This is a genomic window from Dissulfurirhabdus thermomarina (assembly GCF_012979235.1).
Taxonomy (GTDB): Bacteria; Desulfobacterota; Dissulfuribacteria; order Dissulfuribacterales; family Dissulfurirhabdaceae; genus Dissulfurirhabdus; species Dissulfurirhabdus thermomarina.
The window spans coordinates 523,077-544,609 of the sequence record NZ_JAATWC010000001.1 but is presented as its reverse complement, the minus strand read 5'-3'; the positions used below and the strand labels follow the sequence as shown (position 1 = coordinate 544,609).

Annotated in this window: 22 protein-coding genes, 1 tRNA gene and 1 other RNA gene; 2 read left to right on the top strand and 22 right to left on the bottom strand. The window is 70.3% G+C overall.

Annotated elements, in window-relative coordinates; translation table 11 throughout:
* Positions 1-6 precede the first annotated feature (6 nt).
* Complete coding sequence (locus HCU62_RS02640) at positions 7-570, bottom strand: hypothetical protein (protein WP_169755400.1); 564 nt, start codon at positions 568-570, stop codon at positions 7-9.
* Between the two features lie 172 nt (positions 571-742).
* On the opposite strand from HCU62_RS02640, the gene HCU62_RS02635 reads away from it, so the two are divergent.
* Positions 743-1,630: a hypothetical protein gene (locus HCU62_RS02635; protein ID WP_169755399.1), complete on the top strand. Its 888-nt coding sequence runs from the start codon at positions 743-745 to the stop codon at positions 1,628-1,630.
* A 15-nt stretch (positions 1,631-1,645) separates the two neighbouring features.
* On the opposite strand, the gene HCU62_RS02630 is transcribed toward HCU62_RS02635, so the two are convergent.
* The 3 genes from HCU62_RS02630 to HCU62_RS02620 all read right to left on the bottom strand — a co-directional run bounded on the left by HCU62_RS02630 (position 1,646) and on the right by HCU62_RS02620 (position 3,713).
* Complete coding sequence (locus HCU62_RS02630) at positions 1,646-2,917, bottom strand: glucose-1-phosphate adenylyltransferase family protein (RefSeq protein WP_169755398.1); 1,272 nt, start codon at positions 2,915-2,917, stop codon at positions 1,646-1,648.
* Positions 2,918-2,924: 7 nt separating this feature from the next.
* Entirely contained in the window at positions 2,925-3,419 is a 495-nt protein-coding gene (locus HCU62_RS02625) for a hypothetical protein (protein ID WP_163299900.1), read from the bottom strand.
* A 196-nt stretch (positions 3,420-3,615) separates the two neighbouring features.
* Positions 3,616-3,713: transfer RNA gene (locus HCU62_RS02620), tRNA-Sec, on the bottom strand.
* Between the two features lie 121 nt (positions 3,714-3,834).
* On the opposite strand from HCU62_RS02620, the gene HCU62_RS02615 reads away from it, so the two are divergent.
* Complete coding sequence (locus HCU62_RS02615) at positions 3,835-6,333, top strand: excinuclease ABC subunit UvrA (RefSeq protein WP_169755397.1); 2,499 nt, start codon at positions 3,835-3,837, stop codon at positions 6,331-6,333.
* An 86-nt stretch (positions 6,334-6,419) separates the two neighbouring features.
* Here the strand turns inward: HCU62_RS02615 and atpE are convergent, their stop codons facing one another.
* The 18 genes from atpE to HCU62_RS02525 all read right to left on the bottom strand — a co-directional run bounded on the left by atpE (position 6,420) and on the right by HCU62_RS02525 (position 21,394).
* Positions 6,420-6,785 (bottom strand): ATP synthase F0 subunit C, encoded by a 366-nt coding sequence (gene atpE / locus HCU62_RS02610; protein ID WP_163298236.1) that lies wholly within the window; start codon positions 6,783-6,785, stop codon positions 6,420-6,422.
* Positions 6,786-6,881: 96 nt separating this feature from the next.
* Positions 6,882-7,598: a F0F1 ATP synthase subunit A gene (gene atpB / locus HCU62_RS02605; RefSeq protein ID WP_163298233.1), complete on the bottom strand. Its 717-nt coding sequence runs from the start codon at positions 7,596-7,598 to the stop codon at positions 6,882-6,884.
* 3 nt (positions 7,599-7,601) lie between these two features.
* Positions 7,602-8,021 carry an ATP synthase subunit I gene (locus tag HCU62_RS02600; RefSeq protein WP_163298232.1) on the bottom strand — a complete coding sequence of 140 codons (420 nt, stop codon included), beginning with the start codon at positions 8,019-8,021 and terminating at the stop codon, positions 7,602-7,604.
* Positions 7,990-8,295 carry an AtpZ/AtpI family protein gene (locus HCU62_RS02595; RefSeq protein WP_246325178.1) on the bottom strand — a complete coding sequence of 102 codons (306 nt, stop codon included), beginning with the start codon at positions 8,293-8,295 and terminating at the stop codon, positions 7,990-7,992. The genes HCU62_RS02600 and HCU62_RS02595 overlap by 32 nt, the downstream gene beginning before the upstream one ends.
* 160 nt (positions 8,296-8,455) lie before the next feature.
* Positions 8,456-9,751, bottom strand: coding sequence for a glutamate-1-semialdehyde 2,1-aminomutase (hemL, locus tag HCU62_RS02590; RefSeq protein ID WP_163298231.1), 1,296 nt, complete (start codon positions 9,749-9,751; stop codon positions 8,456-8,458).
* 152 nt (positions 9,752-9,903) lie between these two features.
* Entirely contained in the window at positions 9,904-11,118 is a 1,215-nt protein-coding gene (gene tyrS / locus HCU62_RS02585; RefSeq protein WP_163298230.1) for a tyrosine--tRNA ligase, read from the bottom strand.
* A gap of 30 nt (positions 11,119-11,148) precedes the next feature.
* Positions 11,149-12,711: a ribonuclease Y gene (rny, locus tag HCU62_RS02580; RefSeq protein ID WP_163298229.1), complete on the bottom strand. Its 1,563-nt coding sequence runs from the start codon at positions 12,709-12,711 to the stop codon at positions 11,149-11,151.
* A gap of 578 nt (positions 12,712-13,289) precedes the next feature.
* Positions 13,290-13,470, bottom strand: a non-coding RNA gene (gene ssrS / locus HCU62_RS02575) — 6S RNA.
* A gap of 46 nt (positions 13,471-13,516) precedes the next feature.
* On the bottom strand, positions 13,517-13,837 hold the full coding sequence (gene zapA / locus HCU62_RS02570) for a cell division protein ZapA (protein WP_163298228.1): 321 nt from the start codon (positions 13,835-13,837) through the stop codon (positions 13,517-13,519).
* A 9-nt stretch (positions 13,838-13,846) separates the two neighbouring features.
* The gene (locus HCU62_RS02565) at positions 13,847-14,113 is read right to left on the bottom strand and encodes a cell division protein ZapB (protein WP_163298227.1); all 267 of its coding nucleotides are present in this window, start codon (positions 14,111-14,113) and stop codon (positions 13,847-13,849) included.
* A 123-nt stretch (positions 14,114-14,236) separates the two neighbouring features.
* Entirely contained in the window at positions 14,237-15,247 is a 1,011-nt protein-coding gene (locus HCU62_RS02560; RefSeq protein ID WP_163298226.1) for an NTP transferase domain-containing protein, read from the bottom strand.
* Positions 15,248-15,331: 84 nt separating this feature from the next.
* Complete coding sequence (locus HCU62_RS02555) at positions 15,332-15,748, bottom strand: F0F1 ATP synthase subunit epsilon (RefSeq protein WP_163298225.1); 417 nt, start codon at positions 15,746-15,748, stop codon at positions 15,332-15,334.
* 77 nt (positions 15,749-15,825) lie between these two features.
* Positions 15,826-17,247 carry a F0F1 ATP synthase subunit beta gene (gene atpD, locus HCU62_RS02550; RefSeq protein ID WP_163298224.1) on the bottom strand — a complete coding sequence of 474 codons (1,422 nt, stop codon included), beginning with the start codon at positions 17,245-17,247 and terminating at the stop codon, positions 15,826-15,828.
* A gap of 72 nt (positions 17,248-17,319) precedes the next feature.
* Positions 17,320-18,198, bottom strand: coding sequence for an ATP synthase F1 subunit gamma (gene atpG / locus HCU62_RS02545; RefSeq protein ID WP_163298223.1), 879 nt, complete (start codon positions 18,196-18,198; stop codon positions 17,320-17,322).
* 13 nt (positions 18,199-18,211) lie between these two features.
* The gene (gene atpA / locus HCU62_RS02540) at positions 18,212-19,735 is read right to left on the bottom strand and encodes a F0F1 ATP synthase subunit alpha (protein WP_163298222.1); all 1,524 of its coding nucleotides are present in this window, start codon (positions 19,733-19,735) and stop codon (positions 18,212-18,214) included.
* Positions 19,735-20,286, bottom strand: a complete 552-nt coding sequence (gene atpH / locus HCU62_RS02535) for an ATP synthase F1 subunit delta (RefSeq protein WP_163298221.1) — start codon at positions 20,284-20,286, stop codon at positions 19,735-19,737. Before atpH ends, atpA begins: the two co-directional genes overlap by 1 nt.
* Positions 20,283-20,969 carry a F0F1 ATP synthase subunit B gene (atpF, locus tag HCU62_RS02530; protein WP_163298220.1) on the bottom strand — a complete coding sequence of 229 codons (687 nt, stop codon included), beginning with the start codon at positions 20,967-20,969 and terminating at the stop codon, positions 20,283-20,285. Before atpF ends, atpH begins: the two co-directional genes overlap by 4 nt.
* A complete protein-coding gene (locus HCU62_RS02525) occupies positions 20,969-21,394 on the bottom strand; it encodes a F0F1 ATP synthase subunit B (protein WP_163298219.1) in 426 nt (141 codons plus the stop codon). The genes atpF and HCU62_RS02525 overlap by 1 nt, the downstream gene beginning before the upstream one ends.
* Positions 21,395-21,533 lie beyond the last annotated feature (139 nt).

Here is a 21,533-nt window from a genome sequence, read left to right as displayed (position 1 = left end):
CCAGGGCTACCCTTGGGGCGGCGGGCCGAAGGACCGCTCGAAGAGGTCCCGGATGGCCCGCCGGCCCTCCTCGGTGAGGTACCGCGTCCCGGTCCCGGCGAAGGTCTTGTGAACGATGGCGGGGTCGTCCGGCACCCACTGGTGCCCGTCCCAGGTGAACCATCGGTTCCGGTCCTGGTCGAAGACGCTCAGGGGCCGGTTGAAGAGCTTGGCCAGCTCCACGCCCCAGCCGGTGCCGCCCTTGACGGTGCCGTCTGGCTGGATCCAGCCCACGGCGAAGACTTGGTAGCCGTTGTTCACCATGTGGAAGATGGACTGGAGGACCCGGCGGATCTTCTCGGCCTCCGCGTAGGTCCGGCCCATGCGCTTGGAGACGATCTCCATGCTGATGTCGCCCCGGCGGAGTTCCTCCTCGCTGAGGACCCGGACGTCCTTGGCCCTGGCCATCTCGTGCCCCCGGAAGGACAAGGTGACCTCCCGGAGCCCCCACCGCTCGGCGTTGATCCCGAATTCCGCCTCGGCCCCCTTGAGGCCGCCGCTGAAAAGGGTGTACTGGGTCGTGTCCACCATGATGCTCGCCTCCTCGTATTGCGGGCGGGCCCTTCCGGCCCTACCCCCGGGCACGGACTTCTAGCACCTTCGCGCCCGTTTGTCGAGCGGCCCCGGGCGCGCGTCCCGGTTGACATCCCGGCACCGCCCCTGCTATCACCGAACAAGGGCGGACGCACCGCCCGTGCCGGCCATGCGTCTCACCATCGAACTCGCCCACTACCTCAAGGAACTCCTCGACCGCCGCAACATCCAGGTCTCCAGCCTGGAGGGGATCGAGGCCCCCCTGCGGGAAGAACTCCTCTCGGGCCGGCGGAAGGCCCGGCTGCTGCTCCGCTCCCACCTGTTGCCGGTCCCGGTCCAGGATCTCGGGGACCGGCGGCTCCTGGTGGAAAGCGACACCCTGGCCGCGTCGATCAAACCCGGCGAACGGGTCATCGTGGTCGTCCCGGCGGACGACGGGCGCCGCTTCGTCCTCCAGACCTCGGCGGAGAAGGTCTTCGTGGACCGCGTCCAGCTCCACGTCGAAGACCCCCGGTGTCAGCGCCGGTACCGCCCGGCCGGCGAGGTAGCGGTCAAGGCCTGGCGCCTGCCGGACGTCCTGGTGGCCAAGATGGAGGCCGGAGAACTGGAGATCCTCCGGGACATCCGCCTCGGCGAGGCGGCCCCGGCGGAGGCAGATCCCGGCGAACCCGAAGGCGGCGGGGCGGCCGGCGATGCCGGCCCGGGCGTCGTCGACGTGCTCTACGACCCCGCCAAGCGCGCCGCCAGTCCCCTCCAGGACGACCTGGCCCAGACCACCCCCATCCCCGGCCGGCTGGTGGACGTCTCCACCGGCGGCCTCTGCCTGGCCGCCCCGTCGGCGCCGGACATGAACCTCTTCAACCGGCTCGTCATGGTGCACTTCCACCTGGCGCCGTCCGCCGGCGAGGAGGGAGGCGCACCGTCCCCGCCCCTCGAGTTCCAGATCTTCGGGGTCGTCCGGGCCCTTCGCGGCCAGGAGGACGACGCGCGGATCCACGTCATGTTCCTGAAGGCCCTCCCCGAGGAGGCCGTGAGCTGGCTCGGGGGCGACGGCTGACGCCGGGGCCGCCCCTCACGGCGCCGCCGCCAGCCCCACGCACTCCCCGTCGCCGACGACCCCGCCCGGGGGCCACCCGCCGCCTTCGCCCTCGCCCCCCACCACGCAGTTGGTCCCCACCACGGCCCCGTCGGGCACCACGGCCCCCTTGGCGACCAGGGTGAGGCCGCTCCGGAGGTGCCCCGGGAAGGACCGGTTGGCCCTGCCCGGGTCCCCGTGGCCCACCCGGGCCCCGGCCCCCACGACCACCTCCTTGTCGGCGATCACCCGGTGGAGGACCGCCCCCGGCCCCACCCGGGTCCCGTGCATGAGGATGGACCCGGAGACCTCGGCCCCCCGGGCCACCCGGACCCCCGGCGAGAGGATCGAACCCTCCACCCGTCCCTCGATGACGCAGCCGGGCCCCAGGATGGACGACCGGACCTCGGCGCCGGGGAGCAGGCGGGCCGGGGGGCGGTCGCCGGGACGCCCCTCGGCCTCGAGGTTGGTGCAGACCCCCCAGTCTTCCGGGGCGAGGCCGCTCTCCGGCCGGATGAGATCCATGTTGGCGGCCCAGTAGGCCTCGACTGTGCCCACGTCCCGCCAGTATCCCTCGAAGGGAAAGGCGTGGACGTCGCCCCGGGCCATGGCCGCGGGCAGGATGTGGTGGCCGAAGTCCACCTCGCCGGTCTCCCGGAGGGCGCGCACCAGGTAATCGGTGTCGAAGACGTAGATCCCCATGGAGGCGAGGTTGGACCGGGCCCGGGCGGGCTTCTCCTCCCAGTCCACGATCCGGCCCTCGCCGTCGGTGATGCCGATGCCGAACTGGTGGGTCTCCTCCCACGGGACCGGCATCATGGCCACCGTGACCCGCGCCCCCCGCTCCCGGTGGTGGCGGACCAGGGCCCGGTAGTCCATGCGGTAGACGTGGTCGCCGGAGAGCACCAGGACCTGGCGGGAGGGATGGGCCGCCAGGAGGTCGAGGTTCTGGCGGCAGGCGTCCGCCGTGCCCTTGTACCAGTCGGAGTCCTTCTCGCCGGTCCGCGGCGGCAGGATCTTGATCCACCGGGTCCGGCCCGCGAAGTCCCAGGCCGAGCCGTCGCCGATGTGCTCCATGAGGGAGAGCGGCTTGTACTGGGTGAGGACCGCCACCTGGGAGATCCCGGAATTCATGGCGTTGGAGAGGACGAAGTCGATGATGCGGTAGATGCCGCCGAAGGGGACCGCGGGCTTGGCCCGGTGGCGGACCAGGACGTTCAAGCGGCTCCCCACGCCGCCGGCCAGGACGAAGGTGAAGGTCTCCCGCATGGGTGGTTCACTCCCCCGGCGGCGCCGGGGGCACGACGGTGATCACCACCTCGGGCCGGGCCCCGGCGCCGCCGGGGCGCCCCACGGCCGTGAGGCCGGCCCGGGGCAGGCCGCGGACGGCGAGAAGCCGCTTAACCGCCTCCGCCCGCCGCTGGGCCGCGGGGAAGGCCGCGGCAGGCCCTGCCCGGTACTCCACGCGCGCCCCGACCCCGGGCGTCTCCAGGAGCACCTGTGCCAGGCGGTCCAGGATCCCGTAGACCTCGGGCGCCACCTGGTCGCCCGCCGACGGAAAGCACCAGGCGCCGTCCAGCACCACCTGGACCTCGGCACCCGTGCGGCGGACCTCCACCGGCCCTTGCCCGGCCAGGGCCTCCCGCAGGGCCGCCTCCCGCCGGAGCACCGCCGGGGAGGCGGCGGCCGGCGGCGGCCCCGCCCGGCCGCCCTCCTCCGGCGGCGGGGCCGTCGGGACGGGGCCGGCCGGGGCACAGGCGGCCGCGGCCATTCCCAAGAGAACGGCCCCGATCCACCCCCGGACTGGCGCCCTCGATGCCATGCCGCGTGCTGCCCCCATCCCGTCCGCGCCCGGGCCCGGGGCCCGGGGCCGCAGGACCATCCTATGCCCTTTCGCCCCGGCGGCCAAGACCCCGGGCCGAGCGAAAAACACCGGGCCGGCGGAATCGGCCCGGTGGGCTTGCACCTGGCGGAAGCGCATGGGAATCGAACCCACCCACGGGGCTCCTCACCCCGTGCACCGGATTTGAAGTCCGGGAGGGCCACCAGCGCCCTTTCCGCTTCCGGTAACTGTCTACGGGGTTTGCCTGGGAAAGTCAAGGCGGGCGGGCCTTTCCACCCGGACCGCCGGATGGGTATAGTGGGCGTGCCCACGGACGCCACCCCTGCCACAGGAGACACCCGGCATGCCAGGCCGCTTCCCGCATCCCGCAACCGCCCCCACCGGCGGCGTCCTCCGCATTCGCGGCGCCCGGTGCCACAACCTCCGGGCGCTCGACCTCGATCTCCCCCTGGGGCGCATCATCGGCCTCTGCGGGCCGTCCGGGTCCGGAAAGTCCAGCCTGGCCATGGACCTCCTGGCCGTCGAGGGACGCTACCGGTACCTTCTCGCCCTGGGCCTCGAGGAGCGGGCCGAGTCCCGACACTGGGAGGAGGCCCCGGTGGACCGGATCGAGGGACTTCCCCCGGCGGTGGTCGTGGGCGGCGGGGCGGGCGGGCGGAACCCGAGGTCCACCGTGGCGACCCTGGCCGGGCTGGCCGGGCTCATCCGGGCCCTCTTCGCCGCCGCCGGCCGTGCCCGGTGCCCCGGCTGCGGGACGGAGATCCGGGCCCTCGGGGCGCTCCAGGTCGCGGACCGCCTGGCGGGGCTCCCGGAAGGGACCCGGCTCCTGGTCCTCGCCCCCATGGGGGACCGCGGCCCCGGAACCCCGGCGGGACAAGTCCTCGGCGACCTCCAGAAGGACGGTTTCTCCAGGGTCCGGGTCTCCGGGCGGGTCGTCCGGGTCGAGGACCTCCTGGAGGACCCGGCCGGCGCGGTCCCCGCCGGGGCGGACCTCGAGGCCGTGGTGGACCGGGTCGTCCTGCGGCCGGGACTCTTCAACCGCCTCGCCGACTCCCTGGCCCTGGCCTTCCGCCTCGGCGGGGGGCGGCTTCGGGTGGCCGTGGAGCCCCCGGGCGGGCCGCCGGAGGAGCACGCCTTCAGCGAGGACGCCCGGTGCCCCGGCTGCGGCGCCGCCTTCCCCCCGCTCACCCCCGCCCTCTTCGCCGCCGGGGGCGAGGGGGAGAAGGCGGGGCTCCCGCTCCCCCTCGCCCGCTACGTCCGCCACGTCACCCTCGGCCCCTGGACCTACCCGGAGGTGATGGCCTGGCCCCTCGCCACGGCCGGGGAGCGCCTGGCGGAACTCCGGGCGCGCCTCGGGACCTCCAGCCCGGCGGATCTCCCCATCCGGCCCGCCCTCCGCCTCGTCGACGAGCTCCTGGAACGAGTGGCCTCCCTCGTGGAGGCGGGCCTCGGCCACCTCGGCCTGGACCGCCCGGCCCCGACCCTCGCCGCCGGCGAACTCCAGCGCCTGCGCCTGGCCGGCGCCCTGGGCCGCCGCCTCACCGGCGTTCTCTACATCCTGGACGAACCCACCGCCGGGCTCCACCCGGCCGACCATCCCGGCCTCCAGCGGATGCTGGCGCGCCTGGCGGCCGACGGGAACACGGTCCTGGTGGTGGAACACGACCTCGATCTCCTGCGGGAGGTCCACCACCTGGTGGAGCTGGGACCCGGCGCCGGCCCCGACGGGGGCCGCCTCCTCTATGCCGGCCCCCCGGGCGGTCTGAAGGATGCACCCCAATCCGTCACGGCGCCCTACCTCCTGGGGAAAAGTCGGCTCCGGCGGCTCCGCCGGAACGCACCCCGGGGTCGGATCCGGCTCCGCCGGGCCGAGGCGCGGAACCTGGCCGGCATCGACGTGGAGATCCCCCTCGGGGCCCTGGTCTGCATCACGGGGGTCTCCGGCGCCGGCAAGAGCGCCCTGGTGGAAGAAGAACTCCGCCCCCGCCTCTCGGCCTGGCTCCGGGGCGAAGGCGGCGGGGTGGAGATCGAGGGCGGGCCGGCGCCCGAACGCCTCCTGGCGGTGGACCAGCGCCCCCTCGGCGGCGGGGCCCTTTCGACCCCCGCCTCCGTGATCGGCGTCTTCACCCCCTTGCGGCACCTCTTCGCCCGCACCCCCGAGGCCCGCCGCCGCGGCTACGGGCCGGGCTACTTCAGCCTGAACCGGAAGGGCGGCCGCTGCGAAAGGTGCCGCGGGCGGGGCCGGCTCGCCCTCGAGCTCGGCGCCCTGCCCCCGCTTCCGTATCCCTGCGATCTCTGCCACGGGCGCCGGTACAACCGCGACGCCCTGGAGATCCGCTACCGCGGGCTCACCATGGCCGACGTCCTGGATCTGACGGCCGGCCAGGCGGCGGACTTCTTCCGGCGGATCCCCCCCGTCCGGGCCCCCCTGGAGGCCATGGAACGGCTTGGGCTCGGCTACCTCCCCATCGGACAACCCGTGCCCACCCTCTCCGGGGGCGAGGCCCAGCGCCTCCGGCTCGCCGTGGAACTCGCCCGGGAGGCCGCCCGCCCCACCCTCTTCGTCTTCGACGAGCCCACGCGCGGCCTCCACCAGGTGGACATCCAGCGCCTGCTGGACGTCTTCGACGACCTCCTCGACCGGGGCCACACCCTCGTCCTCGTGGAACAGGCGCCGGAGGTCCTGGCCCTGGCCGACTGGGTCATCGAGCTCGGGCCGGGGCCGGGGCCGGCGGGCGGGCGGCTGGTGGCCGCCGGGCCGCCGGCGTCGGTGGCCGGGGCCGGCGGGCCGACGGGCCCCCACCTCGCCCGCGCCCTGGAAGCGGTCGATACGGCCCGCTGAGCCGCCCGCCCCTCGAAAACAAAAACGGCCGCGGGACCCACAGAGGTCCCGCGGCCGTCAAGGCATCTTCTTCGCAGTGGTGCGCCCTATCCGAGCTCCACGCCGAAGATGGCCGCCAGCTTCGGCAGCAGCGGGTTGGCGTAGAGAGCGATGAGGGCCACGACCAGGGCGTAGATGGTGAGGGACTCGATGAGGGCCAGGCCGATGAACATGGTCACGGTGAGCTTGCCGGCCAGCTCGGGGTTCCGGGCCGTCCCCTCGAGGCAGCCCCGGGCGCAGTGGCCCATCCCCACGCCGCAGCCCGAAGCGGCGATGCCGACGCCGAGCCCGGCGGCCAGGAGAGACATGGCCATCAGGAAGCCGATGTGGCCGCCCTTGGCCACGTCACCGTCGGCGGCGAAGGAAAGGCCGGCAAAACCGAGCACCATCAACAGGGTCAAGGCAGTGGTCATGGAAAACTTCTTCACGGTTCGTTCCTCCTCGTTAAGGTTTGATATTTTGGCCTTCTTCCGAAGTTGGAATGCAGTGCTCGCGGTCTCCGGCCGGGATCAGTGCCCCTCCGCCATGGCCTCCACGGCGTAGACAATGGAGAGCATCATGAAGATGAAGGCCTGGAGCAGGCAGACCAGCACGCCCAGGAACATGACCGGCAGCGGGGCCAGGTACGGCCCGGCGAGCATGAAGAGCAGGCCGAGCAGGATCTCCTTGGACACCATGTTCCCGAAGAGCCGGATGGAGAGGGAGAGGATCCGGCCGATGTGGCTGAAGATCTCGATGGGGAACATCATGGGGGCCATCCAGGGGATGGGGCCCATGAAGTGCTTGATGTACTTGATGCCGTGGAACCGGATGCCCAGGAGGTGGTAGGCCGCGATGGAGATGGCGGTGCAGCCCAGGGTCACGTTGAGGTTGGCGGTGGGGGACATGAAGCCCGGGATCAGGCCCATGTAGTTCCCGATGAGGATGTAGAGGAAGAAGGTGGCGATCATCGGGAAGATGATGAGGGTCTTGCGCCGGTCGTGGGTCTGGTCGTCGATGAAGTCCTCGAGCCAGGCCACGTAGGCCTCCATGAGGTTCTGCATCCCCCGGGGGATCATCTCCATCCGCCGGGTCCCCAGCCAGGCCGCCACGAGGCACAGGAACATGGCGAGGAAGCTGTACTGCATGTGCGGAGCCAAGGCCTTGGCCAGTGTGGTCTCGCCCCCGTGGGCCGGCAGCCCCAGGGCATCGAGGATCAGGCTCAGAAAAAGCAACGGATGTTCCATGGATTACGCGGCCTCCTTCGCGCCGAAGAGACGGTAGGCGAGCATGCCCAGGGTCAGGAGGTAGAAGGTCCCGACCATCACGGACAGGCCCACGATGATGCCGATGGGGGAGAGGGGACGCCCGGGCAGGAGCAGCGCCACGGACAGGGCCAGGGCCAAAAGCCCCAGGCGGACGGCCATGCCGCCGAAGTAGGCGGCCGGGCTCCCCAGCCGGACCACGCGGCGGCAGTCCCGCTCGAGGCCGAGGCCGTTGAGGTTGGCCAGGACGCCGCCGACCAGGACGCCGCCGGCGAAGCGACCCCCGAAGAGCCCCAGGGCGCCCACGACCAAAACGGCCAGGAGGGCCCAGCTCATGCCCGTGAACAACCGGACGAACCTGGACCCGGTCAGCTCACCGCTGATCATCTGCCTGATCGCTTCCATCCGGTCCCGTCGCGTCCGTTTCGTCCCCCCGGCCGGCCTGTTCCCGGCTGAAGCGCCGGCTCAGGAGGACGAAGTTCTTCGCCCCCCCGGCCACGCCCATGGCGAGGCACACCAGCGTCAGCCACGGGGAGGTCCGGCCGTCGAAGAGCCAGTTGTCGAGGTAGTAGCCCGTCAAGGCCCCGGCGAAGATGGAGAAGACCACCGACATGGCGATGGTCATGGCGGCGCCGAGGCTGCGGAACTGCTCTGCCAGTTCGTGTCTCAGGCCGCCCATCCCCGCCTCCGGGCCGCCTCGCGGCCCACTGAACGAGGCCTCACCTTCGGGAGCCGGCCCGCCGACACGTGGCTCCCCTCCCGCAAGCTTTTAAACTCAGGCTCATGACTTAGCATAGCCACGGGGGGCTGTCAACGGATTTGTGCCGGCGCCGGCCGGGTTATCCGGCCAATTCCTTGAATGCCGATTCAGCGGCCTGCACCGTGACCTCGATCTCGTCCCACCCGTGGGCCAGGGAGACGAAGGCGGCCTCGAACTGCGCCGGGGCGAGGTAGACCCCGCGTTCCAGCATGGCCCGGAAGAAGCGGGCGTAGGCCCCGGTGTCGGACCGGAGCGCGTCGTCGAAGTTCCGGACGGGCCCGGTCTGCCCGAAGAAGACCGTGGCCATGGAGGCGATTCCCTGGACGGTGCAGGCCACCCCGTGCCGCCGGGCGGCCTCGCCCAGCCCCTCCGCCAGGGCCCGTCCCCGCTCCTCGAGGAGGTCGTAGACCCCCGGGCGGGAGAGGACCTCGAGGGTGGCCAGCCCCGCCGCAGTGGCCAGGGGATTGCCGGAGAGGGTCCCCGCCTGGTAGACGGGCCCATCGGGCGCCACCTGGGCCATGATCTCCCGCCGCCCCCCGTAGGCCCCCACGGGCAGGCCGCCGCCGATGATCTTGCCGAGGCAGGTGAGGTCCGGCACCACGCCGAAACGTTCCTGGGCCCCGCCCGGGGCCAGCCGGAAGCCGGTGATGACCTCGTCGAAGACGAGGACGATCCCCAGCTCCTCGGTCCACCGCCGAAGGGTGGGGAGGAAATCGCCGTCCGGCGGCACCACTCCCATGTTGGCCGGGACGGGCTCCACGATGACCGCGGCGATGTCGCCACCTTCGCGGTCGAAGAGGGCCTCGAGGGCCTCGAGGTCGTTGAAGGGCGCGGTGAGGGTGGCGGCCACCACCTCGTCGGGCACCCCGGGGCTGCCGGGGATGGCCAGGGTGGCCACCCCGGAGCCGGCCTTCACCAGGAAGCCGTCGGCGTGGCCGTGGTAACAGCCGTCGAACTTCACGATCTTCTTGCGGCCGGTGAAGCCCCGGGCCAGGCGGACGGCGCTCATGGTGGCCTCGGTGCCGGAATTCACCAGGCGGACCATGTCGATGCCCGGCACCATGTCCACGATGCGCCGGGCCAGGGCCACCTCCCGCCAGGTGGAGGCACCGAAGCTGGTCCCGTCCTCCAGGGCCGCCGCCACCGCGGCCCGCACCTCCGGGTGCCCGTGGCCGAGGATCATGGGCCCCCAGGAGCCGATGTAATCCAGGTAGGCGTTGCCGTCCACGTCGAAGAGCCGGCACCCGGACGCCCGCTCGATGAAGACCGGATCGCACTGGACGGACTTGAAGGCACGGACCGGGCTGTTCACTCCGCCCGGGATCACCTCCCGGGCCGCCTCGAAGGCCCTGGCCGACATCTGGTGGTGGTGCATGGCCCCTCCCTTGCTGGATACTGGCCGGACCCCCCGGGGCCCGGGACGAGATGGCCCGGAACGGGCGCCGGAGGCCGGGCGGACGCGACGGCCCCACGGCGGCGGGCCCTTCGGACCTTATACCGTGGGCCGGGGGACGGGACAAGGCGGTCTCAGGCGACCACCACCCGGAGAAACCGCCGCTTGCCCACCTTGAGGACGCGGGAACCGGCCGAAACCCGCACCTCTTCACCGGCCACCCGTTCGCCGTCCATGGAGACCGCCCCCTGCCGGATGAGGCGCCGGGCCTCGCTGGCGCTGGAGACGAGCCCCGCCTCCTTGAGGAGGCGCGGAAGGAAGATCCCCCCGCCCGAGGCGCCGACCCGGACCTCCGGGATGTCCTCGGGGATCTCCCCCCGCGAGAACTGAGCCTCGAAGGCCGCCCGGGCCGCCTCGGCGGCCTCGGGCCCGTGGAAGCGGGCGGTGAGCTCCTGGGCCAGCGCCGCCTTGGCCGCCTTGGGGTGCACCCGGCCGGCGGCCACGTCCCGGCGGATCACCGCCACCTCCTCGAGGCTCCGGTCGCTCAGGAGTTCGTAGTAGCGGTACATGAGCTCGTCGGAGATGGACATGAGCTTGCCGAACATCTCGCCCGGCGGCTCCGTGATCCCCACGTAGTTACCGAGGGACTTGGACATCTTCTGGACCCCGTCGAGCCCCTCGAGGAGCGGCAGCGTCAGCACCACCTGGGGCTCCTGCCCGTACTCGCGCTGGAGGTCGCGCCCCACCAGCAGGTTGAAGCGCTGGTCGGTGCCGCCGAGCTCCACGTCGGCCTCGAGGGCCACGGAATCATAGCCCTGTATGAGGGGATAGAGGAACTCGTGGAGCCCGATGGGCCGGTGCCCCTGGAAGCGCTGCTTGAAGTCCTCCCGCTCCAGCATCCGGGCCACGGTCTGGTGGGCGCACAGGCGCACCAGCTCCATGGCGGAGAGCCCCTCCATCCAGGTGCTGTTGAAGACCACGCGGGTCCGGGCGGGGTCGAGGACCTTGAAGATCTGCTCCCGGTAGGTTCGGGCGTTGGCCGCCACCTCCTCGGGCGTCAGCGGGGGCCGCGTCTCGTTCTTCCCCGTGGGGTCCCCGATGCGGCCGGTGAAATCCCCGATGAGAAAGATGACCTCGTGACCGAGCTCCTGGAAGTGCTTCATCTTCTGGATGAGCACCGTGTGCCCGAGGTGGAGGTCCGGGGCCGTGGGGTCGAAACCGGCCTTGACGCGGAGGGGACGGCCCGTCGCCGCCGCCCGCCGCAGCTTCGCCTCGAGTTCCGCCGGCTCGATGATCTCCACCGCCCCGCGGGCGATGAGGTCCAGGGCCTTTCGGACGTCGGTTTCCATGGAAGGATGCCCCCGCCCCGGCCGCCCGGCCTACTTCGCGTACTCCACCGCCCGGGTCTCCCGGATGACCGTCACCTTGATCTGCCCGGGGTAGCTCATCTCGCTCTCGATCTTCTTGGCCACGTCCCGGGCCAGGAGCACGGCCTCGTCGTCGGAGACCTTGCCGCTCTCCACCATGATACGGATCTCGCGGCCGGCCTGGATGGCGTAGGACTTCTCCACGCCCGGGAAGGACGTGGCCAGGCGCTCGAGGTCCTCGAGGCGCTTGACGTAGGACTCCAGCATCTCGCGCCGGGCGCCGGGCCGGGCCCCGGACAGGGCGTCGGCCGCCTGGACCAGCACGGCCAGGACGGTGTCCGGCGGCACGTCCTCGTGGTGGGCGGCGATGGCGTGGACGATCTCGGGGGCCTCGCCGTACTTCTTGGCGAGGTCGGCCCCGATGATGGCGTGGGGGCCCTCCACCTCGTGGTCCACGGCCTTGCCGATGTCGTGGAGGAGGCCGGCGCGCTTGGCCTTCTTGGGATTCAGGCCGAGCTCCGAGGCCATGATCCCGCACAGGAAGGCCACTTCCACGGAATGCTGGAGGACGTTCTGGGCGTAGCTCGTCCGGAAGCGCAGCCGCCCGAGGAGCTTCACCAGCTCCGGGTGGACCTCGTAGGCCCCCACGTCGAAGGTGGCCTGCTCCCCGGTCTCCCGGATGGTGACGTCGAGCTCTTTTTCGACCTTGCGGACCACCTCCTCGATCCGGGCCGGGTGGATGCGCCCGTCGGCCACCAGCCGCTCGAGGGCGATGCGGGCCACCTCGCGGCGCACCGGGTTGAAGGCCGAAAGCAACACCGCCTCCGGGGTGTCGTCGATGATGAGGTCCACTCCCGTCGCCGCCTCGATGGCCCGGATGTTGCGCCCCTCGCGGCCGATGATCCGCCCCTTCATCTCGTCGCTGGGGAGCGAGACCACGGAGACCGTCCGCTCCGCCACGAAGTCGCCCGCGTAGCGGGCGATGGCCAGGGAGAGGATCTCCTTGGCCTTCTTGTCGGCGGCCTCCCGGGTCTCGGCCTCGATGTTCTTCAGGATGCGGGCGGCGTCCTGCCGGGCCTCCCGCTCCATGGCCTGGAGGAGCTGTTCCTTGGCCTCGGCGGCGGTCATCCCGGAGATCTCCTCCAGGCGGGCCAGCTGCTGGACCCGCAACGCCTCGACCTCCCGTTCCCGGTCCTTGAGCGCCTCCACGGCCTGGAGGTGGGCCTTCTCCTTCTCGAGAAGCTCGATCTCCCGGCGTTCGACCAGGTCCTGCTTCCGGTCGATCTGCTGCGCCTTCTGGAGCAGCCGCTTCTCCTGGTCCTGGAGTTCCGCCTTGAGCTCGCGGATCTCGCGTTCCGCCTCCTGCTTCAGGCGGAAGGTCTCTTCCTGGGCCCGGACCAAGGCCTCCTTCTGGATCCTTTCGGCCTCGACGCGGGCGGCATCCTTGATGCGCTCGGCCTCGTCCATGGCCGGCCCCCTGGCCGCCTCCATGCGGCGGCGGGCCATGCAGATCCCCGCGGGGACCCCGATGGCCAGGGCCAGGACGACGCCTATGGCGAAATATATGGGTTCCATGACGTGCGGCACCTCCCAGAACCGCCAAACGCCATACCCGATCTGGTCCGCCGGGGAGTCCGGCGGTTGAACGGACTTGAATCGGGGGAACTCCGGATCAGGCGGGAACCGGCCGGAGCCTTGGCCGGTCCTTCAAGAGAGGGTCCCGGGGCGCCTTGGCGCCCGTGGTGCCGTCCCCGCACCTTTTTGGGTCACAACCGTTTCGCCGTTACTGATTTCGGCCCGAACGAATGCTAGGGGACAGCCCAACCGTAGCCAGGGCGGCGCGACGGAAACCTCTCCGGGCGGCCCATCGGGGCCCTACGGCCCGGTCTTCCGCCCCCCTGGCCATCGGGATTCGGTTATGTCATCGGCCGCTGAAACCGTCGTTCTCCTCAAATCCGCTGCATCGTATATGTCATCCCCAGACAGGGTTATAGCCGATGGCACCGCAAGAATGCGCCGACTACCGCGTGGCTTCGGATGTCTCGGCGGCGTACCGTAGAACACGCCTCCTCCCTCGACATCCTCGCGCCTTGCATCTGGCGATTCCCGCTGAACCACCCACTCAGAGGCCTCTCTACGAGGCCACATCAAGCTGAACCCCCGCCCATGCCGTGTCTCCGGGGTCCATTGAACCTCTGGAAGCCAGGTGGGGATTTCGTCCACGCCGCTTGGGACGGCGCCGTGGCGCCTTCCCGGCGACGGGGAGAGGAAGTCCCCGGTTCAATGATGTTGGCTCAACAAACATCCCGTCGATCACCAACAGGGCAGGGAAATTTTCCCGCGGCCTCCGCCAGGGCCCTTCCGGGCGGGAGCCGCCGCCTTACTTGGCGGTCTCGGTCACCTTCACCACGGCGTCGATCTGGGCCGCCAGGTGGCGGGCCTTGTCCGAGACCACCGCCTCCAGCCGCTCCGCCCGGGCCCGTACCTGCACCAGTTCCTTGGCCAGGGTCAGCACCGTCAGCACCATCAGTTTATGCGGCGGCAGGCCCGGGTGCAACCTTTCCTGTTCCGCCACCTTCTCGCGGACATGGGCCACGACCTCCCGGATGTCCACGTCCTCGGCCTCGGCCCTGAGATGGTAGACCTGGCCGAAGAGCTCCAGGACCACGGTCCCGGGGTCTGCTGGCCGGCCGTCGGGCATCGGCGATCCTTAGGGGCCTTCCCGCTCGGGGGCCGGCGCCTCGGCGCGGCCCTCCCCGGTCAACTGGTCGATCTTGGCGATGAGCGCCGAAACCCGGTCGCGAACCGCCGAACGCTCCCCCCGCAACTGCTGGACCTCCTGCTCGAGGTCGGCGAGACGGCCCCCCATCTCCTCGGCCCGCCGCCGGTAGTCCTCCCGCTCGATCCGCAACTGCCCGCACAGGTGGAGGAGCTGCTCCACCTTTTCCTCAAGGATTCGAAATTCCTCGCTCTCCATGGCCTTCTCCTGGAATCTTCATGATAGTTGTTGCCGTCGGTCCTGGCAAACCCGCGCCGCGCGGTGCGGCCCGCCCTCCGGGTGCCCCGCAAGGCGTCATCCGGCGGGCAGGAAACGCCGCCTTCAGCCCCCGGCCGCCCGGCACCTGCCCACGAGGTGCGAGAAGGGCGGCACCTCCGCCCCCCCGGGCACCTCCGCGTCCTGGAGCAGGGCGAAGGGGCCGATGCGCGCGCCCGCCCCCACCCGGGTCCGCCCGCGAAGCACGGCGTGGGGGCCGACCACCACGTCGGCCTCCAACTCCACGGTGGGCTCCAGGTAGACGCTCTCGGCGAGCTCGAAGCTGACCCCGGAGTCCATCCAGCGGCGCCGCAGGCGCCGGAGAAGGACCGCCTCGGCCCGCGCCAGCTCCGCCCGGCTGTTCACCCCGAGGGCCTCCTCGGCAGAGGCCAGGGGCTCCCCGTCGACATCCATGCCGGAGGCCACGCCGATCTCCACGATATCCGTGAGGTAGTACTCGCCCTGGGCGTTTTCGGGCCGGACCGCGGACAAGGCCCTGAAGAGGAACCCCGACTCCACGGCATAGATCCCGGTATTGATCTCGTCGACGGCCCGTTCCGCGGCCCCGGCGTCCCGCTCTTCCACGATGCGCACGAGCCGCCCGCCCTCCCCGGACCGGAGGATCCGCCCGTACCCGGCGGGGTCCGCCACCCGGGCGGTCAGGACCGACAGGGTCCGCCCCCCCTCCAGGTGGGCCGCCATGAAGGCCCCGAGCGTCTCGGGCCGGACCAGGGGGGTGTCCCCGCAGAGGATGAGCACGGGGCCCCGCCAGTCCTCGAGGCAGGGCCGGGCCGCGGCCACGGCGTGGGCCGTCCCGAGCTGCGCCTCCTGGACCGCCACCGAGACCGGGAGACCGCCCAGCACCTCCCGCACGGCGTCGGCCCCGTGTCCCACCACCACCACCACGCGGTCCACCGCGAGATCCTGGAGGGCCGTCAGGACGTGGAGCACCAGGGGGCGGCCCAGCAGGGGATGGAGGACCTTCGGCAGGTTCGAGCGCATGCGCGTCCCCTGCCCGGCGGCCAGCACCACCGCGGCCCACCCGGGCCCCGTGCCCCGTGCCTCGCATGCGCCCATGGAACGCCTCCTCAAAAAAAACGGGGCCGGCCAGGATCCCTGGCCGCCCCGATAAGATTAACGGATGCCCTCGGGCCGCCGCAACTATTCCTGCCGCTGCGCCACCTTGAGACGGGTCAGGGCCCGGGTGAGCGCCGCCTGGGCGCGGGCCACGTCGATCCGCTCCCGCTGGGCGGCCGCCTCCTGGAGTCGCCGCTCGGCGCGCTCCTTGGCGCGAAGCGCCCGCTCGACGTCGATCTCTTCGGCCCTTTCGGCCGATTCCGCCAGGACGGTCATCCGGTTGTTGGATATCTCGCAAAAGCCGCCGCTGATGGCCAGCCGGACCGCCCCCCCACCGGAGGCATAGCGCATCTCGCCAGCGCGAAGGGTGGCGAGCAAGGGCGCATGGTTGGCCATGACGCCGAAGGTCCCCTCCGCACCCGGCGCGGTCACCAGCTCGACCTCTTCACTCAGGACCGACTTCGTGGGTGTCACCACTTCCAGCAGTATTCGGTTCGCCATATCTCCTCAACCGCCGACGCCCGGCGCCCGATCCAGGGCCATGCGCCGGCCGGCCTCCTCTCTGGGATTGCCGGGGGTCAGGACTGCGCCTTCTTGGCCTTTTCCACGGCCTCTTCGATGGTCCCGACCATGTAGAAGGCCTGCTCGGGCAGATCGTCGTGCTTGCCCTCGAGGATCTCCTTGAACCCGCGGACGGTGTCCTCGACCTTGCAGTACTTGCCGGGCATGCCGGTGAAGGTCTCCGCCACGTGGAAGGGCTGCGAGAGGAACCGCTGGATCTTCCGCGCCCGCTGCACGGTGAGCTTGTCCTCGTCGGAGAGCTCGTCCATGCCGAGGATGGCGATGATGTCCTGGAGGTCCTTGTACTTCTGCAGCGTCTGCTGCACCTGCCGGGCCACGTAGTAGTGGTCCTCGCCGAGGACGTTCGGGTCGAGGATCCGGGAGGTGGAGTCCAGCGGGTCCACCGCGGGGTAGATGCCGAGCTCGGCGATCTGCCGCGAGAGCACCACGGTGCCGTCGAGGTGGGCGAAGGTGGTGGCCGGCGCGGGGTCGGTCAGGTCGTCGGCCGGGACGTACACGCATTCCACGGCGGTGATGGACCCCTTGGTGGTGGAGGTAATCCGCTCCTGGAGCGCCCCGAGGTCCGTGGCCAAGGTCGGCTGGTAGCCCACGGCGCTGGGGATGCGGCCGAGCAGGGCCGAGACCTCGGACCCGGCCTGGGTGAAGCGGAAGATGTTGTCGATGAAGAAGAGGACGTCCTGACCCTCCTCGTCGCGGAAGTACTCGGCGGCGGTGAGGCCCGTGAGCCCGATCCGCGCCCGCGCCCCCGGCGGCTCGGTCATCTGCCCGTAGATGAGGGCGGCCTTGGGGAGGACGCCGGATTCCTTCATCTCCATGTAGAGGTCGTTACCCTCGCGGGTGCGCTCCCCGGCGCCGCAGAAGACGGAGATGCCGCCGTGCTGCATGGCGATGTTGTGGACCATCTCCATCATGATGACGGTCTTGCCGCAGCCGGCGCCGCCGAAGAGCCCCATCTTGCCGCCCCGGGGGAAGGGCACCAGGAGGTCGATGACCTTGATCCCCGTCTCGAGGACGTTGACCGTGGTGTCCTGCTCCACGAAGGGCGGGGCCGGGCGGTGGATCGGCAGCTTGTGGTCGGACTTGACCTCGCCGAGGCCGTCCACCGGGCGGCCGATCACGTTCAGGACGCGGCCCAGGGTGGGGGGGCCCACCGGGATCTCGATGGGGCCGCCCGTGTCACGGGCGTCCATGCCCCGGACGAGGCCGTCGGTGGTGTCCATGGCGATGCACCGCACCATGTTGTCGCCGAGGTGCTGCGCCACCTCGATGATGAGGTTGTCCTTGGTGTCGTCGATGGCCGGGTTGGTCACCGCCAGACCGTTCAGGATGGCCGGAAGCTTCCCCGGCTCGAACTCCACGTCGACGACAGGCCCGATGACCTGGGCGATCTTTCCGACTCCTGCAGTTTGCTCAGCCATAGTTCCTTCTACCTCCCGTGGCACCCGCTCGGGGGGCCATCAGATTTCCTGCGACGCTGCCGTCGCCGCCCGTCATCCCTTGAGTGCCTCGGCGCCGCCCACGATGTCCATGAGTTCCGTGGTGATGGCGGCCTGCCGGGCCTTGTTGTACACCAGGGAGAGGCTGTCGATCATGTCCTTGCACGCCCGGGTCGCGTTGTCCATGGCGGTCATCCGGGCGCCCTGCTCGCTGGCGGCCGTCTCCAGCATGGCGTGCATGAGCTGCACGTTCACGTACATGGGCATGAGCTGGTTCAGGATCCGTTCCGGCTCCGGCTCGTAGGTGTAGGCCGCGGCCGGCCCCTCCTCTCCGCCGCCTTCGCCGAGCCCCTCGCTGGTGATGGGCAGAAGCCGCTGCACCGTGGGCCGCTGGACGGCCGGGTTGACGAACCGGCTGAAGAGGAGATGGACCTCGTCGGCGGCCTCTTCCAGGAAGAGCCGGATCACCTCCTGGGCCACCTGCCGGGCGTTGAACATCTGGACGTTGCCCATGACGTCGATGGTCTTGGAGACCACCGGGAAACGGCTCTTCCCGAAGTAGGCGGCCCCCTTGCGCCCCACACACACCAGGGCCACCTCGCGGCCCTGCTCCTCCTGGGCCGCCAGGAATTTCTCTGCCGTATGGATGAGGTTGGTGTTGAAGGCCCCGCAGAGGCCGCGGTCGGAGGAGATGAGCACCAGGAGGACCTTTCGGACCTCCCGGACGGCCATCAGCGGGAAGGCGTTGGAACTGGCCCCCCCGGCGAGATCCCCCATGACGGCCCGGAACTTGTCGGCGTAGGGCCGAAAGTCTTCCATGCGGGCCTGGGCGCCCCGCAACTTCGCCGCGGCCACCATGTTCATGGCCTTGGTGATCTGCTGGGTCTTCTTGACCCCGGTGATCTTGATCTTGATGTCCTTCAGCGCAGCCATGGCGGTCGGGTCCTTAGATGTTCCGGTTGGCCCGGAATTCCTTCACGAACTCCTGGATGGCCGCAGTCATCTTCTGCTCGAGGCCCTCGTCGATGGCCTGCTTCTCCTTGAGCTCCGTGTAGATGTCCCCGTGCTTCTGGCCCACGAAGTCGTAGAGCTCCTTCTCGAAGTCCCCCAGGACCTCCACCGGCAGCTCGTCGAGGTGGCCGCGGGTGCCGGCGAAGAGGATGAGCACCTGCTTCTCCATGGGAAGCGGCTGATACTGGGGCTGCTTCAGGATCTCCACCAGGCGGGCGCCGCGGTTGAGCTGCCGCTGGGTGGCCTTGTCGAGGTCGCTGCCGAACTGGGCGAAGGCGGCCAGCTCGCGGTACTGGGCCAGGTCCAGCCGCAAGGTGCCGGCCACCTGCTTCATGGCCTTCACCTGGGCCGCGCCCCCGACCCGGGAGACCGAGAGGCCGACATTGACCGCCGGGCGGATGCCGCTGAAGAACAGCGACGGCTCCAAGTAGACCTGCCCGTCGGTGATGGAGATCACGTTGGTCGGGATGTAGGCCGACACGTCGCCCTGCTGGGTCTCGATGATGGGGAGCGCCGTGAGGGACCCCGCCCCGAGCTCGTCGTTGAGCTTGGCCGCCCGCTCGAGGAGCCGGGAGTGGTTGTAGAAGATGTCGCCCGGGTAGGCCTCGCGTCCCGGCGGCCGCCGGAGCAGGAGGGACAGCTCGCGGTAGGCCACGGCCTGCTTGGAGAGGTCGTCGTAGATGATGAGGGCGTGCTTGCCGTTGTCACGGAAGTACTCGCCCATGGCGCAGCCGGAGAAGGCCGCAAGATACTGGAGGGAGGCCGGCTCACTGGCGCTGGCGGCCACCACCGTGGTGTACTCCATGGCGCCGGCCCGGCGCAGGGCCTCCACCACCAGGGCCACCGTGGACTGCTTCTGCCCGATGGCCACGTAGATGCAGTAGACGTCCGTCTCCTTCTGCGCGATGATGGCGTCCACGCCGATGGCGGTCTTGCCGATCTGGCGGTCGCCGATGATGAGCTCCCGCTGCCCGCGGCCCACCGGCGTCATGGCGTCGATGGCCTTGAGCCCCGTGTAGCAGGGCTCGTGCACGGACTTGCGGTCGATGACGCCGGGGGCCTTCATCTCGATCCGGTTGAACTCTGTGGCGTTGATGGGCCCCTTGCCGTCGATGGGGTTGCCGAGGGCGTCCACCACGCGGCCGAGCAGGGCCTCGCCCACCGGCACCTGGGCGATCTTCCCCGTCCGCTTGACGATGTCGCCCTCCTTGATGTGCTCGACGCTGCCCATGACGGCGACGCCCACGTTGTCCTGCTCGAGGTTGAGCGCCACCCCCATGATGCCCCCGGGGAACTCGAGCAGCTCCATGGCCATGCAGTTGCGCACCCCGTAGACGCGGGCGATGTTGTCGCCCACCGAGAGCACCGTCCCGGTCTCGGCGAGGTCGATGGCCTTCTCGTAGTCCTTGATCTGCTTCTTTATGATGTCACTGATTTCGGATGCGTTGATCTGTGCCATTATCCCAGCTCACCCCTCTCGATGGATTCTTTGAAGCCCTGCAGCTGGCTCGCGATGCTCCCGTCCAAGACCTTGTCGCCGATCTGCGCGACCACGCCCGCAATGACGGAAGGATCTTCCCGGAGCTCGAGCTTGACCTCCTTGCCGCTCACGCGTGCAAGGGCCTCGGATACCCGTGCCTTGAGATCGTCGGGCAGCGGCACCGCCGTGCGGACCACCGCCCTGACGACGTTCATCTCTTCGTCCATCAGCTCCTGGTAGCACTCGGCGATGAGGCCCAGGTGCTGGATCCGGCGCCGATCCACCAGGAGCTCGAGGAAGCGGGCCAGCGTCCCCTGGACCCCGAAGGCCTTGATGATCTCCTGGACGGCCTTGTGCTTGAGTTCCATGGGCAGCACCGGGCTGGAGAGCGCCGCCTCCACCTCGGGGCTGTCGGCGAGAAAACCGTGGATCTCGCCGAGGACCCGGTACATCTCCTCCAGGGTCCCCTCCTCCTTCGCGATGGCGAAGAGGGCCTTGGCATACCGTCGGGCAACGACCGTGCTAATCAATTCTGCACCACCCTTTCCAGATAGTCAGAGATGAGGCGCCGGTGGTCCTCCGGGGTCAGGTTCTTCCGGACCAGCTCCTCGGCCATCCGCACCGCCATGTCGGCGACCTCGGCCTGGAGCTGCTGACGCGCCTTGGCGAGTTCCTGCTGGACGTAGAATTCCGCCTGGGCCCGGATCCGCTCGGCGGCCTCCCGGGCCTGCGCGACGATCTTCTCCTTCTCCGCCTGGCCCTGCTCCACGAAGGCCTGCCGGATCCGCGCCGCCTCTTCTTCCATGTTGGCCAGGCGCCGCTCGTACTCGGCGTACTGCCGCTCCGCCTCGACCCGCTTGGCCTCGAGATCCTCGAAGGCCTGGCGGATCCCCTCCCGCCGACCCCGGAGAGACTCCGTAATGGGCTTGCGGAGGAAGTGGACCAGCACCACCACCATGATGGCGAAGTTCAGGCAGTGCCAGATGAAGTTCATGAGCTGCGAGTGGGTGACACCGTGGTGCCCCTCGCCGTGGCCCGCCGCCTCGCCATGGGTCTCCACGTCCACGACCCCGGCCTCGTGCTCCGCGGCCAGGGCCACGCCGTGCCCGCCGACCGCAACGCCCGCCGCCGGCCAAGCCACCGGCAGCAACAGCACCAGCCCCACCAACGTCACCAGGGCGGCCGCGGCCGCCCGGAACCCATTGCGTCTCATCAAACGGCCCTCCCCAGCAACTTCTGCGCGATCTCCGCCGCGAAGTTCTCCACCTGGGCCCGAAGCTCCTCGCGCGCCTTGCCGATCTGGGCATGAAGCTCGGTGAGCATCTGCTGCTTGCGCACCTCGGTCTCCTTGGCGCTGGTCTCGAGCAGCCGGCGTTCCTCCTCCCGGGCCTCCTTCTTGCGCCCTTCCCGCTCCGCCAGGCCGGACCGGCGCGCCTCGTCGAGCTTGCGGCTGTAGTCGGCCAGGAGCTGCTCGGCGTTCCGGCGGAACTTCTCGACGTCGCTCCGGATGGCGGCCATCCGGGCCTCCCGCTCCTCGAGCAGGCGCCGGATCGGCTTGTAGAGCATGGCGTTCAGGAGGAACATCAACACCAGCATGGAGACGAGCTCGATCCACAGGGAAATGTCTAGATCTATCATCTGGCGTCCTCGGTTGTCCGTGGCGATTTTTTATTTGTTGTTTTTTCAGTCAGTTATAAAAAATGAAGCCCCATTCAGAAATTACTGTCTGATGCTTTTACATTATTTGCCGCAGCGTGTCAACGCCTCCCGGCCGAAA

Coding starts and splice junctions, on each gene's coding strand:
- atpB (WP_163298233.1), bottom strand. CDS start 7,598: ATGGAACATCCGTTGCTTTTTCTGAGCCTGATCCTCGATGCCCTGGGG.
- HCU62_RS02635 (WP_169755399.1), top strand. CDS start 743: ATGCGTCTCACCATCGAACTCGCCCACTACCTCAAGGAACTCCTCGAC.
- atpD (WP_163298224.1), bottom strand. CDS start 17,247: ATGGCTGAGCAAACTGCAGGAGTCGGAAAGATCGCCCAGGTCATCGGG.
- HCU62_RS02525 (WP_163298219.1), bottom strand. CDS start 21,394: ATGATAGATCTAGACATTTCCCTGTGGATCGAGCTCGTCTCCATGCTG.
- atpE (WP_163298236.1), bottom strand. CDS start 6,785: ATGACCACTGCCTTGACCCTGTTGATGGTGCTCGGTTTTGCCGGCCTT.
- tyrS (WP_163298230.1), bottom strand. CDS start 11,118: ATGGAAACCGACGTCCGAAAGGCCCTGGACCTCATCGCCCGCGGGGCG.
- atpA (WP_163298222.1), bottom strand. CDS start 19,735: ATGGCACAGATCAACGCATCCGAAATCAGTGACATCATAAAGAAGCAG.
- HCU62_RS02565 (WP_163298227.1), bottom strand. CDS start 14,113: ATGGAGAGCGAGGAATTTCGAATCCTTGAGGAAAAGGTGGAGCAGCTC.
- hemL (WP_163298231.1), bottom strand. CDS start 9,751: ATGCACCACCACCAGATGTCGGCCAGGGCCTTCGAGGCGGCCCGGGAG.
- zapA (WP_163298228.1), bottom strand. CDS start 13,837: ATGCCCGACGGCCGGCCAGCAGACCCCGGGACCGTGGTCCTGGAGCTC.
- HCU62_RS02615 (WP_169755397.1), top strand. CDS start 3,835: ATGCCAGGCCGCTTCCCGCATCCCGCAACCGCCCCCACCGGCGGCGTC.
- atpG (WP_163298223.1), bottom strand. CDS start 18,198: ATGGCTGCGCTGAAGGACATCAAGATCAAGATCACCGGGGTCAAGAAG.
- HCU62_RS02600 (WP_163298232.1), bottom strand. CDS start 8,021: ATGGAAGCGATCAGGCAGATGATCAGCGGTGAGCTGACCGGGTCCAGG.
- HCU62_RS02630 (WP_169755398.1), bottom strand. CDS start 2,917: ATGCGGGAGACCTTCACCTTCGTCCTGGCCGGCGGCGTGGGGAGCCGC.
- atpF (WP_163298220.1), bottom strand. CDS start 20,969: ATGAGACGCAATGGGTTCCGGGCGGCCGCGGCCGCCCTGGTGACGTTG.
- HCU62_RS02640 (WP_169755400.1), bottom strand. CDS start 570: ATGGTGGACACGACCCAGTACACCCTTTTCAGCGGCGGCCTCAAGGGG.
- HCU62_RS02595 (WP_246325178.1), bottom strand. CDS start 8,295: ATGGGCGGCCTGAGACACGAACTGGCAGAGCAGTTCCGCAGCCTCGGC.
- HCU62_RS02555 (WP_163298225.1), bottom strand. CDS start 15,748: ATGGCGAACCGAATACTGCTGGAAGTGGTGACACCCACGAAGTCGGTC.
- HCU62_RS02625 (WP_163299900.1), bottom strand. CDS start 3,419: ATGGCCGCGGCCGCCTGTGCCCCGGCCGGCCCCGTCCCGACGGCCCCG.
- rny (WP_163298229.1), bottom strand. CDS start 12,711: ATGGAACCCATATATTTCGCCATAGGCGTCGTCCTGGCCCTGGCCATC.
- HCU62_RS02560 (WP_163298226.1), bottom strand. CDS start 15,247: ATGGGCGCATGCGAGGCACGGGGCACGGGGCCCGGGTGGGCCGCGGTG.